This window comes from Pseudoxanthomonas jiangsuensis (genome assembly GCF_010093185.1).
GTDB classification, from domain to species: Bacteria; Pseudomonadota; Gammaproteobacteria; order Xanthomonadales; family Xanthomonadaceae; genus Pseudoxanthomonas; species Pseudoxanthomonas jiangsuensis.
Genome location: NZ_PDWL01000014.1, coordinates 49,715 through 63,189 on the forward strand (window position 1 = coordinate 49,715; position 13,475 = coordinate 63,189).

The 13,475-nt window shown below is 73.2% G+C and carries 10 protein-coding genes and 1 riboswitch; of the genes, 7 read left to right on the forward strand and 3 right to left on the reverse strand.

Going from position 1 to position 13,475, the window contains the following annotated elements:
* Positions 1 to 147 precede the first annotated feature (147 nt).
* Positions 148 to 3,174, forward strand: coding sequence for a ligand-binding sensor domain-containing diguanylate cyclase (locus CSC62_RS10145; protein WP_162406070.1), 3,027 nt, complete (start codon positions 148 to 150; stop codon positions 3,172 to 3,174).
* Positions 3,175 to 3,264: 90 nt separating this feature from the next.
* On the opposite strand, the gene CSC62_RS10150 is transcribed toward CSC62_RS10145, so the two are convergent.
* The 3 genes from CSC62_RS10150 to metX are packed head-to-tail and all read right to left on the reverse strand — an operon-like array spanning position 3,265 to position 6,634.
* A complete protein-coding gene (locus tag CSC62_RS10150) occupies positions 3,265 to 4,350 on the reverse strand; it encodes a homoserine dehydrogenase family protein (protein ID WP_162406120.1) in 1,086 nt (361 codons plus the stop codon).
* Between the two features lie 41 nt (positions 4,351 to 4,391).
* Positions 4,392 to 5,600, reverse strand: a complete 1,209-nt coding sequence (locus CSC62_RS10155; RefSeq protein WP_162406071.1) for an O-succinylhomoserine (thiol)-lyase — start codon at positions 5,598 to 5,600, stop codon at positions 4,392 to 4,394.
* Positions 5,597 to 6,634, reverse strand: a complete 1,038-nt coding sequence (gene metX, locus CSC62_RS10160; protein WP_162406072.1) for a homoserine O-succinyltransferase MetX — start codon at positions 6,632 to 6,634, stop codon at positions 5,597 to 5,599. Before metX ends, CSC62_RS10155 begins: the two co-directional genes overlap by 4 nt.
* A gap of 70 nt (positions 6,635 to 6,704) precedes the next feature.
* A riboswitch (SAM riboswitch) is annotated at positions 6,705 to 6,824 on the reverse strand.
* 114 nt (positions 6,825 to 6,938) lie between these two features.
* Between metX and CSC62_RS10165 the strand changes: the two genes are divergently transcribed.
* The 6 genes from CSC62_RS10165 (at position 6,939) to CSC62_RS10190 (ending at position 13,435) form a co-directional block, all read left to right on the forward strand.
* On the forward strand, positions 6,939 to 8,066 hold the full coding sequence (locus CSC62_RS10165; RefSeq protein WP_162406073.1) for an NHL repeat-containing protein: 1,128 nt from the start codon (positions 6,939 to 6,941) through the stop codon (positions 8,064 to 8,066).
* Positions 8,063 to 9,004, forward strand: coding sequence for a peptidoglycan DD-metalloendopeptidase family protein (locus CSC62_RS10170; RefSeq protein WP_162406074.1), 942 nt, complete (start codon positions 8,063 to 8,065; stop codon positions 9,002 to 9,004). Before CSC62_RS10165 ends, CSC62_RS10170 begins: the two co-directional genes overlap by 4 nt.
* A gap of 62 nt (positions 9,005 to 9,066) precedes the next feature.
* Positions 9,067 to 9,459, forward strand: coding sequence for a GntR family transcriptional regulator (locus CSC62_RS10175; RefSeq protein ID WP_028916347.1), 393 nt, complete (start codon positions 9,067 to 9,069; stop codon positions 9,457 to 9,459).
* Entirely contained in the window at positions 9,456 to 10,364 is a 909-nt protein-coding gene (locus tag CSC62_RS10180; RefSeq protein ID WP_162406075.1) for an ABC transporter ATP-binding protein, read from the forward strand. Before CSC62_RS10175 ends, CSC62_RS10180 begins: the two co-directional genes overlap by 4 nt.
* Entirely contained in the window at positions 10,361 to 11,764 is a 1,404-nt protein-coding gene (locus tag CSC62_RS10185; RefSeq protein WP_162406076.1) for a hypothetical protein, read from the forward strand. Before CSC62_RS10180 ends, CSC62_RS10185 begins: the two co-directional genes overlap by 4 nt.
* Before the next feature lie 66 nt (positions 11,765 to 11,830).
* Positions 11,831 to 13,435 (forward strand): peptide chain release factor 3, encoded by a 1,605-nt coding sequence (locus CSC62_RS10190; protein WP_162406077.1) that lies wholly within the window; start codon positions 11,831 to 11,833, stop codon positions 13,433 to 13,435.
* Positions 13,436 to 13,475 lie beyond the last annotated feature (40 nt).

The following is a 13,475-nucleotide window of genomic DNA, read 5'->3' on the forward strand; positions in this document are numbered from 1 at the left end:
TGCCGCGGCCGCCGTTACCGGTCTTGAAGGTTTCAGCAAGAACCAACGGGAACCGGGGGGATCTCGATCGACGCTCCGTCCGCCATCCGCCGCCGGCAGGAGGCCGCGGGCCCAGGCATCCGCCGTGCCGCACGACGCGCGGCCCTCGTGCTGCTGGCCGCACTGGCCGGCCTGGCGCCGGGCGCGCACGCCCTGGATGCGGACAAGCCGTTCCGCGACTACGTGGCCGACAGCTGGGGCGTGGAGCAGGGCCTGCCGCAGATCAGCGTGCTGTCGATCACCCAGGACCCGGCCGGCTACCTCTGGTTCGGCACCCAGGGTGGGCTGGCGCGGTTCGATGGCGCGCGCTTCTTCCGCTATACCCAGAACGACGCCAGCGAGCTGGGCAGCCATGTCCAGGCCCTGCTGACCGATGCGACCGGGCGGCTCTGGGTGGGCACCTCGCAGGGCCTGCTGGTGTTGGAGAACGGCCGCTTCCAGCGGGTCCTGCCGGCCGCCACCGCCGATGCGCAGGCCGCGGGTTTCCCGATCCGCGCCCTGGCCCTGGATGCGGGGCGGATCCTGGCGGCCGGCCCGGACGGCGTGTACGTCGCCGAGGGCGGACGGCTGCGGCCGCTGCATCCGCTGCCCGGCCCCGCCCTGAGCCTGTTGCCGCGTGCCGATGGCCTGTGGATCGGCAGCGTCGGCCGGGTATTCCGGGCCGGCGCCGCCGGCGTGGACGCCCACCCCTTGCCGGCCGGTGCCGAGTCCGCCCAGGTCACCGCCCTGGCCGCACGCGGCGACGGCCTGTGGGCCGGCAGCAGCCAGGGCCTGTTCCACCGTGAAGGCGGCGGATGGCGGATGGCGGGTTCCGGTCCCGATGCCGGCGCACCGGTCGAGGCCCTGCGTGCCGACCGCGACGGCAACCTGTGGGTGGCCACCCCGCAGCACCTCGAACGCCTGCGCCCGGGCCGGCCGGCCGAGCGCATCCAGGGCGCGCCGGGCAGCAACGCGATCCGCGCGATCTTCGAGGACCGCGACGGCAGCCTGTGGCTGGGCAGCATGGTCGACGGCGTCACCCGCCTATGGAACGGCTGGACCCGCCGCCTCGGCCAGGCAGAAGGGCTGGGCAATCCGCTGCTGTGGTCGATCGCCCCGGCGCCGGACGGCAGCATCTGGGTCGGCGGCAGCGACGGGGTCGATGCCTGGAGCGGCGACCGCTTCCAGCGCCGCGTCGGCGGCGCCGAACTGCCGCACCCGGAGGCCTACAGCCTGCTGGTCGAAGCCGGCCAGGCCTGGATCGGCACCCGCTCCGGGGTGGCGGTGCTGCGCCAGGGCCGGGTGGAGATCCCGGAAGTCCTCGCCCCGCTGCGCGAGGCCCAGGTCAACGGCATCGTCCGCGACCGCGAGGGACGGCTGTGGTTCGCCACCACCGCCGGGCTGTTCATGCTGCCGCCCAGCGGCGGGCTGGTGCGCTACGCCGAGCGGGAAGGCCTGGCCGATCCGCGTGTGCGCCTGGTCCACCAGACCCGCGACGGCCGCCTGCTACTGGGCACCTACCGCGGCCTGTACGAATGGCGCGACGGCCGCATCCTGCCCCTGGGCCGGCAGACCGGCCTGGCCGACGACACCATGATCAGCGCCTTCCTGGAGCTGGACGACGGCCGCTGGGTGGCCGGCAGCACCAGCGGCGAGGACCTGCGCGTGTACGACGGCCAGCGCTGGCACCGCATCGGCCGCACCCAGGACCTGCCGGCGAACGTGGCCTTCTTCCTGGCCCAGACCGGGGGCGAGCTGTGGGTGGCCGGCATGCGCGGGGTCTACCGCCTGCCGATGGCCGAGCTGGACCGGGTCCTGGCCGACCCTTCCCACCGCGTGGCCGCGGCGATGGTGATCAACTCCGGCGCCGACCGCCCCGGCGGCCAGCTAGACAAGTGCTGCAACGGCGCCGGCAACAGCCGAGGCCTGCTGCGCGACGGCCGGCTGTGGCTGCCCACGCGCGACGGCGCCCTGCTGGTGGACACCACCCTGCCGGACACCACCGCGCCGGCACCGGATGTTCGGATCGAACGCCTGCAGGCCCAGGGCCGCTGGATGGTCCCGCGCCGCGACGCCCCGCTGCAGGTGCCGCTAGGCGCGCGCGACCTGAAGTTCGACTTCACCGTGCCGGCCTTCCAGCCCCTGCGCGCGCCGCAGCTGCGCTACCGCCTGACCGGCTACGAGCAGGGCTGGCGCGAACTCGACGACCCGGCCCTGCGCACCGCCACCTATACCAACCTGCCGCCGGGCCGCTACGCCTTCGAAGTGGCCGACTTCGCCCGCGCCAAGCCTCTGGCCAGCGCCGCCCGGGTCGAACTCGAGATCCCGCCGCGCCTGCACGAAACCCCCGGCTTCCGCCTGCTCCTGCTGATCCTGGCCGGCGGCGTGCCCTGGCTGGGCTATCTTTGGCTGCAGAGCCGCCACGCCCGCCAGCGCAACCGGCTCGAACGCCTGGTGCAGGAGCGCACCCGCGACCTGCAGGCCGCCAACGCCCGGCTGGAGGCGATCAGCTTCACAGACCCGCTGACCGGCCTGCACAACCGCCGCTACCTCGCCCGCCAGGTCCCCGCCGACCTGTCCTTCTACGAGCGCGATCCGGCCTTCCGCGCCGGCGACGAAGCGGTGGTGTTCGCGCTGCTCGACGTGGACCACTTCAAGGCGATCAACGACACCTACGGCCATGCCGCCGGCGACCGCGTGCTGGAACAGTTCGGCGAGGTGCTGGGCGAGCTGGTGCGCAAGGGCGATTACGTCGCCCGCTGGGGCGGCGAGGAGTTCCTGCTGGTGTTCCGCCCTTGCCCGCGGAACGGTCTGGCCGCGATCGGACAGCGCCTGTGCGAGCGGATCGCCGCGCACGCCTTCGACCTGGGCAACGGCATGAGCCACCGCCTGACCGTCTCCATCGGGCTGATCGAATGCCCGGTCTTCCGCCGGACCCCGCACCTGCTGGGCTGGGAGCAACTGGTCACCCTCGCCGACCGCGCCCTGTACCGGGCCAAGGCCTCCGGCCGCAACGCCTGGTTCGCCTACCGCCCGGTCCCTGGCTGCGAACCCGCACCCGATGCGCCGGTCCTCGATGGCGACCCCTGGTGGCTGGTGGAAAGCGGCAGCCTGGAGATGTTCGGGCGCGATGGGGCGGTGGACGTCGCTTCGTAGGAGCCGATCTGACAGCCGCAACCGCAAAAGCATGAGGTTGCGCCGGCTTCGGAGGGAGTCCGCCGTCGAAATGACCGGACAGCGCCAGACTCAGCCCGCCGCGATCCTCAGCACGTCGTCCAGCAAAGCCGCCGCGGTGACTTCCGCGCCCGCGCCCGGCCCTTGGATCAGCAACGGCTGCGCACGGTAGCGGTCGCTGCGGATCGCCACCCGGTTGTCGGTGCCTGCGCCACCGCAGAGCGCATGCCCCGCCGGCAGCACCCGCAGCCCGACCTCCGCGCCCTGCGGATCGAAACGGCCGACGAAACGCAGGCTGCCGCCCACCGCGCGCGCCTCCGCCAGGCGCGTCGCCAGCGGCGCATCCAGCAACGGCAACGCCTCGCGCACCGCGCCGGCCGAGGCCGCCGCCAGCGCCTCCGGCACCAGCGAATCCACCCGCACCTGGCGCCCGTCCAGGGCCAGGCCCGCCGCCCGCGCCAGGATCAGCAGCTTGCGCCGCACGTCCTCGCCGGACAGGTCGATGCACGGGTCCGGCTCGGTGTAGCCGGCGTCGAGCGCCTGCGCCACCAGCGCCGAGAACGGCCGCGCCCCGTCGTAATGGTTGAACAGCCAGGCCAGCGAACCGGAGAGCACGCCTTCCACCGCCTCGATCCGGTCGCCGCCGGCGACCAGCGCACGCAGGCTGCGCAGCACCGGCAGGCCGGCGCCGACCGTGGCGGCGTCGCCGTACTGCGCCCCGGTGTCGGCCTGCGCCTCGCAGATCGCCTGCGAGCGTGCCAGCAGCCCGCCATGGCCGAGCTTGTTGGCGGTCACCACGTTCACCCCGCGCGCCAGCCATTCCGGGTGCCAGTTGGCGACCAGCTCGCTGGCGGTGGCGTCGACTACGATCCCGCCGGCGCGCAGCGCCTCGGCCTCGGCCCAGCCCTGCAGCTCGGCCTCGCGCCGCGGCGCGGCATTGGCCCGCGCCAGCGCCGCCTGCGGATCGGCCACGTCGCCCAGCACCGTGCGCGAATTGGCCAGCCACACGATCCGCGGCAGGGCCACGCCGCGTTCCTGCAGCATCCGGTAGCGGGCCAGAAAGGCCGCGCCGACCGTGCCGGTGCCCAGCAGGGCCAGCCGCCGCGCCGCCACCGGATTGCCGGCCTTGCGCGCGCCGGCGGCGCGCGGCCGCTCGATGCGCGGCCGGCCGGCCAGCGGACCGGAGCCGGCGACCGCGCTCACGCCTCCACCCGTTCCGGTGCGGCGGCCGCGGCGCGCTCGGCCGCCAGCAGGGCGCCGGCGACGTCGGCGATCAGGTCCTCGCTGGCCTCGATCCCGATCGACAGCCGCAACAGGCCGTCGGAAATGCCGGCCTTGGCCCGCGCCTCCGGACTCATCGCCGCGTGGGTCATGGTCGCCGGATGCGCGACCAGGCTCTCCACCCCGCCCAGCGACTCGGCCAGGGTGAACCAGCGCAGCGTATCGACGAAGGCGCGCACCGCCGCCAGCCCGCCCTTGAGCTCGAAGCTGAGCATCGCGCCGAAGCCGGACTGCTGGCTGGCCGCCAGGGCATGCCCGGGGTGCGAGGCCAGGCCGGGGAAGTAGACCTTCTCCACCGCCGCGTGGCCGTCGAGCAGGGCGGCGATCGCGGCCGCGTTCTCCTGGTGCACGCGCATGCGCGCGTCCAGGGTGCGCAGGCCGCGCAGGGTCAGGAAGCTGTCGAACGGCGAGCCGGTCAGGCCCAGCGCGTTCGCCCACCAGGTCAGCTGCTGGTGCAGCTCCGGGTCGCGCGCGACCACCGCGCCGCCGACCACGTCACTGTGGCCGTTGACGTACTTGGTGGTCGAATGCACCACCAGGTCGGCGCCGAACGCCAGCGGCTTCTGCAGGGCCGGCGACAGGAAGGTGTTGTCCACCACCACCAGCGCACCGGCGCGGTGCGCCGCGTCGATCACCGCGCGCAGGTCGGTCACCCGCAGCAGGGGGTTGGACGGGGTTTCCACCAGCACCAGCTTGGGCGAACGGCCCAGGGCGTCGGCCAGCGAGCGCGGGTCGGTCAGGTCGGCGGTGATCAGCTCGAAGTGGCCCTTGGCCGCCAGCGCGTTGAACAGCCGCCAGCTGCCGCCGTAGGCGTCGTGCGGCACCACCAGGCGCTCGCCCGGCTGCAGCAGGGCGTTGAGCACCAGGTTGATCGCGCCCATGCCGGTGGCGGTGACCACGCCGCCGGCGCCCCCTTCCAGTTCGGCCAGCGCCTCGCCCAGCAGGTCGCGGGTCGGGTTGCCGCTGCGGGTGTAGTCGTACTGGCGCTTGTTGCCGAAGCCGTCGAAGCTGAAGTTGCTCGACAGCACGATCGGCGGGGTGACCGCGCCGTATGCGGTGTCGTGGTCGATCCCGGCGCGCACGGCGGCGGTGGCGGGGCGGCAGGTCTTGGGGTCGTTCTGGCTCATGCGGCGGTTCCTTGGCCGCGCAGGACGGCGGCGAGAATGAGGTCGATGCGGTCGGTTTCTTTCAGGAAGGCGTCATGGCCGTAGGGTGAGCGCAGCACGCGCAGCTGGCCGCGCCCGGCCAGGCCCTCCACCAGCGACACCGAGTCGGACAGCGGCACCAGGCGGTCGCCCTCCACCGCGACCACGGTCACCGGCACCGGCACGCTGGCCGGGTCCAGGCGGTGCAGGTCGATGGATTCGGACAGGCGCAGGAAGGCGGTGACCGGGGTGCGCGCCACGTACTGCGCGCCGGCCGCGTCCAGGTAGTCCTCGGCGGCGCAGCGCACTCGGCCGTTGACGATCTCCGGGGCGGCGTCGAAGCGTTCGCCGAACTCCTCCGGGGTGCGGTAGCTGAGCATCGCGAACTGCCGCGCCAGGGCCAGGCCCGGCACGTCGGCGCACTGCATCTGGCCCAGCGCGACCGCACGCCTTTGCAGCGCGCGCCAGGCGCTGGCGTAGGGATGCGGACGGTGCACGCCGCTGACCGCGACCAGCCTCTGCAGCCTTCCCGGGTGGCGGGCGGCGAACTGCAGGCCGACCATAGAACCGTAGGAATAGCCGACGAAGGCCTGCAGCCGTTCGATTTCCAGTGCATCGAGCAGCAGGGCGATCGCGTCGGCCTGGTCGGCGGTGTCGATCGGCGCATCCAGGCGGCCATCGGCGCCGACGTAGTCGAACGCCAGCACCCGCACCACGGCCGGGTCCAGCGCGCGGCCGGCGGCGACCAGGGCATTGGCCCAGCCCGATTCCGGGAACGTCGCGCTGGCCGAGGCGTGCCGATGGGCGGAGATGCCGCCGGCGATGAACACCACCGGGCCGTCGCCCTGGCCCTGCAGTTCGTAGCGCAGCACCACCTGGCGCACGCCGGCGTGGCGCATCGGCAAGGCCACCGCGATTTCGCCGCGCTGCGCGGACGGCGCGGCGCGGCCGGCGTGCGGCTCGCTACAGGAAGGCTCGACGGAGTCGGGATGCGGGGCGGTGTTCACGAGGCTCATGGCGGGTTCCGGGGAAAACCGCCATCGAGCCTTCGCGGGGCCCGCGTTCGCCGTGCATGCCGCACGCGACGAACCATCTTCCGGCGGACGCGTGGTCCCCCGCAGGATTTGGCACCTACGCGAACGCTTGCGCGATTCGCGGGCTGCCCCGGCATCAAAGGGCCTGTCCCTCCGCCGGTCTCGATGGCCGGCACAGAGTGCCAGCGCCCCGGCGGCCTGTCAATCGCTCCATCCGGATGCAGCGATGAAACAATCGCGACCCCGGCCCTTCCCGTCCGCCCGGGTCGCTGCCGATAATCCCTCGATGCCTGCCTTCGCCTCCCTGCCCCGTACCGTCCTGGCTGCCAGCCTGCTGGGCCTGGCCGCCTGCGCCGCCGCGCCCCGGCCCACCCTCGTCGCGGTCGAGCCGGCGCCGCCGCCACCGGTCGCGCTGTCGGTCGATCCCGCGCTGCCAGCCCCTGCGGTCGTCGCCGAGGCCTGGACCTCGCCCGCGGTGGAAGACGACGAACTCGACTCGCTGGCGCCCTGGCAGGACCGCGCCGGCCGCCTGTGGCTGTTCGCCACCGCCAAGCGCAGCGACAAGATCGTGGTGTTCGACGCCGCCGACGGCGAGCGCGTGCGCGAGACCGGGGGGCCGGGCACCGCGCCCGGCCGCTTCGCCCGGCCCAACGGGATCGCCATCGGCGGCGACCTGCTGTTCGTGGTCGAGCGCGACAACCACCGGGTGCAGGTGCTGTCCTTGCCGGCGCTGGAACCGCTCGGCAGCTTCGGCGGCGAGCAGCTGCGCGTGCCCTACGGCCTGTGGGTCCACCCGGCTGACGCGGGCGGATGGGAGGTGCTGGTCACCGACAGCTTCATGCAGGACTTCGCCAAGGGCGTGCCGCCGCCGCGCGAGCAGTTGGCCGAGCGGGTCAAGCGCTTCCGGGTCCGGGTCGATGCCGGCGGCGTGCACGCCGACTACGCCGGGTCCTTCGGCGATACCGGCGATGGCGCCCTGCAGATGGTCGAATCGATCGCCGGCGATGCCGCGGGCCGGCGGCTGATGATCGCCGAGGAGGACCACCGGGTCGGCCCCACCCTGCGCGAGTACGCGCTCGACGGCCGCTACCGCGGGCGCAGCCTGCCGCCGTTCGAGGGCGATGCCGAGGGCGTGGCCTTGTGGGAATGCGGCGACGGCGACGGCTACTGGATCGCCGCCGAGCAGCTGCGCCCGACCCGCTTCCACCTGTATGCGCGCGGCAGCCTGGCGGCGGCCGGCAGCTTCACCGGCCAGCGCACCGCGCTGACCGACGGCATCGCCCTGTTCGCCGCGCCCAGCGCGCGCTTCCCCGGCGGCGCCCTGTTCGCGCTGGACGAGGACCGCGCCCTGGCCGCGTTCGACCTGCGCGAGATCGCCCGCGCCCTGCGACTGTCCGCGCACTGCCCGCGATGAACCGCGGTACCGGGTTTCGCTTCCTGCTCGCAGCCTTGGGCCTGGCCCTGCTGCTGCCCGCGGACGCGGGCGCGGCCCGCTTCTGGCGCTGGCGCGACGCCAACGGCGTGACCCACTACGGCGACACCCCGCCGCCCGGTTCCACCGCCGAGCCGGCCGAAAGCCTCAGCTTCCAGCGCGGTAGCGGCAGCGGGGCCAGCCTGCGCCTGGTGAACAAGGGCAGCCACTACGAGGCCTGGGCCGACAACCGCCTGCCCGGACCGATGCAGGTGCAGCTGAACCTGCGCCAGGGCGAGAACGTCACCCTGGCCCCGAACCTGCCGGCCCGCACCACCGTGCCGGCCAACGGCCAGGGCCTGGTCGCCCGGGTCTATCCGTCCGATCCGCGCCTGGCCAGCAACTTCGACCTGACCCTGGACTATCTGCCCGGCGACCCGCGCGCGCGGCCGCTGGATTTCGACTACCGGCTGCCGTTCGACTACGCCCTGGTCCGGGTCGATCAGGGCTTCGGTGGCAGTTTCAGCCACAACGACGCGCAGAACCGCTACGCCATCGATTTCGCCGTGCCCGAGGGCACCCCGGTGCTGGCCGCGCGCGAGGGCACCGTGCTGCAGGTGGAATCGGACTTCGCCCGCGCCGGCCTGGACCGCGAGCGCTATGGCGGCCGCGCCAACTACGTGCGGATCCTGCATCCGGACGGCAGCATGGCCCTGTACGCCCACCTCAAGCCCGAAGGCGTGCTGGTCCGCCCCGGCCAGCGCGTGCGCCAGGGCCAGCGCATCGCCCTGTCGGGCAACACCGGCTTCAGCACCGCCCCGCACCTGCACTTCGTGGTCCAGGTCAACCGCGGGATGCGCCTGGAGGCGATCCCGATCCGGATGTTCGGCGCCCTGGGCGAGCTGAAGTTCGCCCGCGACACCGGGACTCCTTCGCGCTGAAGCCCACCGCGGACCACGCCGGCGCTTGACTTCGCCCCAAGTGTATTGTTGTATTGATACACATGGATGCACGCCTGCTGCACGTCAACCCTGCGCTGCCCGAGCCGATCTACCGCCAGATCGCCGAGCAGCTGCGGCGCCTGGTCAGCGCCGGCCAGCTGCGCCCCGGCGACGCCCTGCCGTCGGTGCGCGAGGTCGCCGCCGCGCACGCGATCAACCCGATGACCGTGTCGCGCGCCTACAGCCAGCTGGAGGCCGAGGGCGTGCTGGAACGGCTGCGCGGCAAGGGCATGGCGGTGGCCGCGCGGCGCCAGCGCAGCGACAGCGTGGCCGCGCGCATGCAGCAGCTGGAACCGGCGCTGCGCGAGGCCGCGCGCCACGGCCGCGAACTGGAACTTCCCGTGGACCGCGTGCTCGCGCGGCTGCGGCAACTGCTCGAGGAGGAGGACGCATGAACGCACTGGCCACCGCCGTCGCACGGCACGACCTGGACCTGGACCTGCCCTTGGCCGCCACCGGCCTGCGCCTGGCCTACGGCCGCCGCGAGGTGCTGCGCGGCATCGACCTGGAGGTCCCGCGCGGCGAAGTACTGGGCCTGATCGGCCGCAACGGCGCCGGCAAGAGCAGCCTGATCGGCTGCCTGCTCGGCCTGCTGCGGCCGCAGGGCGGGCAGGCGCGCTTGATGGGCGCGCCGGCCCTGGCCCTGGACGACGCGCGCAAGGCCCGGCTCGGCTACGTGCCGCAGCAGCCGCAGGCCTTCGGCTGGATGAAGGTCGGCCAGCTGTTCCAGTACCTGGGCCAGCTGTATCCGGGCTGGGACCCGGCGCATGCGGCCGCGCTTTTGCGGCGCTGGGAGATCGATCCGGCGCGCGCGATCGGCAAGCTCTCCCCCGGCGAAGCCCAGCGCCTGGCCATGGCCCGCGCGCTGGCGCCGCGGCCGGCTTTGCTGGTGCTGGACGAGCCGGCCTCGGCCCTGGACCCGGTGGCCCGGCGCGAACTGCTGCGCGAGCTGGTCGAACAGGCCATGGACACCGGGACCACGGTGCTGTTCTCCAGCCACATCGTCAGCGACCTGGAGCGGGTGGCCTCGCGGGTGGCGTTCCTGCACGACGGCCGCCTGCTGCTGGACCGCGCCCTGGACGAGGTGAAGGACGGCGTGGTCCGGGTCGTCGTGCCGGCCGCGGCGGCCGCGCGCCTGCCGGCTGCATTCCCCGGCGAACTGGCGCGTCGCGCCCTCGACGACGGCACCGCGAGCCTGGTCCTGGCGGGCCGCGAGGGCTGGCAGGACCTGCTGCTGGTCGAGGGCGTGCGGGTGGACCGGCTGGGCCTGGAAGACCTGTTCATCGAGGTGGCCGGATGAACGCCATCGCTGAGCGTCCACGCCTGTCGTATCCGTCGCTCGCGCCCCTGCGCACCATCCTGGCCGCCGGCGGCTGGGCCAATGCGCTGATCCTGCTGGGGATGGGGCCTGGCCCGCTGCTGGTGCTGATCGGCTTGCAGCCCGACACGGCATCCAATCTCGGACTGATGCTGTCCGCCGTGTTCACCATGTTCTGGGCCATGCTGGCCGGCGCACGGCTGATCGCGCTGACCGTACACGCCGCGCGGCTGCGGCTGCCCCACACCGGCCGCCAGGCCCTGCTATGCGGCCTGGCCGCGGCGGTCCTGGTCGTGCTGGTGCCGGCCCTGATCATGACGATGGCGACCGGGGGCGGATTCGCCCTGGCCGCGGCCGCGCTGGCGGCCGCCACCGCGCTGGGCCTGTTCTGGGTGAGCATGCCGCCGTGGATGATGTGGGTGCTGATCGCTTCGGGCGTGGCCGCGCGCTGGCTGCCCGGTAGCCTCGACGACGCTACCGCGCGGGCCTGGCTCGGCTCTCCCCTGTTCATCGCCGCGTTGGCGGCGCTCCTGTTCGCCGCCAGCGCGTCCTGCTGGTGGTGGATCGCGCGCCGACCGCGGCCGCAGGGCACCTGGTCCACGCCGATGGCCCTGGCGCTGCCGGCCGATGGCCGCGGTTCGCTGGAACAGGCGCAGCAGGCGAACTGGAACTCGCCACTGTTCGCGCTGGACACGCCGATCGGCAGCGCCCTGCACCGCGAGCCGCAGCAGGCGCTGGCCATCGCCCTGGGCCCCGGCTTCGGCCGCGGCACCCTGCGCAACGTGCTGGCCACCCAGGGCCCGATCGTCGCGGTGGCGCTGTTCTGGCTGCTGCTCGGCAACACCACCGGCGGCCGCGGCCACATCGGCCTGGCCTTCGCGCCGCTGATGGTGCTCAGTACCGCCTTCGCCCCCATGATCCGCCTGCAGACGCTGTTCTGGCGCCCGGCGCTGGGCCTGCACGAACTGGCGCTGCTGCCCGGCCTGCCCGCGCGTCCGGCGCCGTCGCTGGCCGCCCAGCTCGGCCGGCAGGCGATCGTGCGCAGCCTGCCGGCGCTGGCGGTGATGGCCGGCTTCGGCCTGGCGGTGGACGCGCCGCGCGGGTACTACCTGATGCTGATGTGGACCTGCGCCGGCAGCCTGTTCCTGATGTCCGGGGCGACCCTGCTGTCCCTGCGCTCGCGGCCGGGGCGCTGGGCCTGCGCGGCGCTGGTGGTGGCGCTCATCCTGGGGTTGATGGCGACCATGCTGGCCACGATGCGCGGCGACCCGCCGTCCTGGCTGCACACGGCCTGGAGCCTGGTCCTGATCGCGGGGGTGCTCCTGCAGGGCGCGGCGCTGGCGCGGCTGCGGGCGCTCCCGCATCCCTGGCTGCAGAACTAGCGTCGGCCTGCCCCGTATAATTGCCGGCTTTCCGCTCCGAGCAAGCGCCTTCCGGCGCCCGACCCCATGTCCGAAGTCTCCACCGAAGCCGCGCGCCGGCGCACGTTCGCGATCATCTCGCACCCCGACGCCGGCAAGACCACCCTGACCGAGAAGCTGCTGCTGTTCGGGGGCGCGATCCAGATGGCCGGCTCGGTCAAGGGCCGCAAGGCCGCGCGCCATGCCACCTCCGACTGGATGGCGCTGGAGAAGGAGCGCGGCATCTCGGTGACCTCCTCGGTGATGCAGTTCCCGTACGAGGGCCGGATCGTCAACCTGCTCGACACCCCCGGCCACGCCGACTTCGGCGAGGACACCTACCGGGTGCTCACCGCGGTGGACAGTGCGCTGATGGTGATCGACGTGGCCAAGGGCGTGGAGGAGCGCACGATCAAGCTGATGGAGGTGTGCCGCCTGCGCGACACCCCGATCATGACCTTCGTCAACAAGCTCGACCGCGAGGGCAAGGACCCGATCGACCTGCTCGACGAGGTCGAGACCGTGCTCGGGATCCAGTGCGCGCCGGTGACCTGGCCGATCGGCATGGGCCAGCGGCTCAAGGGCGTGGTCCACCTGGTGACCGGCGAGGTCCACCTGTACGAGCCGGGCCGCAACTTCACCCGCCAGGACTCCACCATCTTCCCGTCCCTGGACGCGCCCGGGCTGGAGGAGGTGGTCGGCACGCAGATGCTGGCCCAGCTGCGCGACGAGCTCGAACTGGTGCAGGGCGCCAGCCACCCGTTCGACAAGGACGCCTACCTGCGCGGCGAGCAGACCCCGGTGTTCTTCGGCTCGGGCGTGAACAACTTCGGCGTGCAGCCTTTGCTGGACTTCTTCGTCGAGCACGCACCGCCGCCGCAGGCGCGCGCCACCACCGGGCGCGAGGTGGCGCCGCAGGAGAACAGGCTGACCGGCTTCGTGTTCAAGATCCAGGCCAACATGGATCCGCAGCACCGCGACCGGGTGGCCTTCATGCGCGTGTGCTCGGGCCAGTTCGCCGCCGGGATGAAGGCCTTCCACGTGCGCACCGGCAAGGAGGTGAAGCTGGCCAATGCGCTGACCTTCATGGCCTCCGACCGCGAGATCGCCGCCGAGGCCTTCCCCGGCGACGTGATCGGCATCCACAACCACGGCACCATCTCCATCGGCGACACCTTCACCGAGGGCGAGTCGCTCAGCTTCACCGGCATCCCCAACTTCGCCCCGGAACTGTTCCGCCGCGCGCGCCTGCGCGACCCGCTCAAGCTCAAGCAGCTGCAGAAGGGCCTGGCCCAGTTGTCGGAGGAAGGCGCGACCCAGTTCTTCCGGCCGTTGATGAGCAACGACCTGATCCTGGGCGCGGTCGGCGTGTTGCAGTTCGACGTGGTCGCCTACCGGCTCAAGGACGAGTACGGGGTGGACGCCAGCTTCGAGCCGGTCGGGGTGGCCACCGCGCGCTGGATCCATTGCGCCGACGCCAGGAAGCTGGAGGAGTTCCGCGAGAAGAACGCGATGAACCTGGCGATCGACGCCGCCGGCGAGCTGGTCTACCTGGCCCCGACCCGGGTCAACCTGCAGCTGGCCCAGGAGCGCGCGCCCGACGTGCGCTTCAGCGCCACCCGCGAGCACGCCCACAGCGTGGCGGTGACCTGAAGCCCGGCCGATTGCGGCGGCCGCACGCGGCTTCCAGACG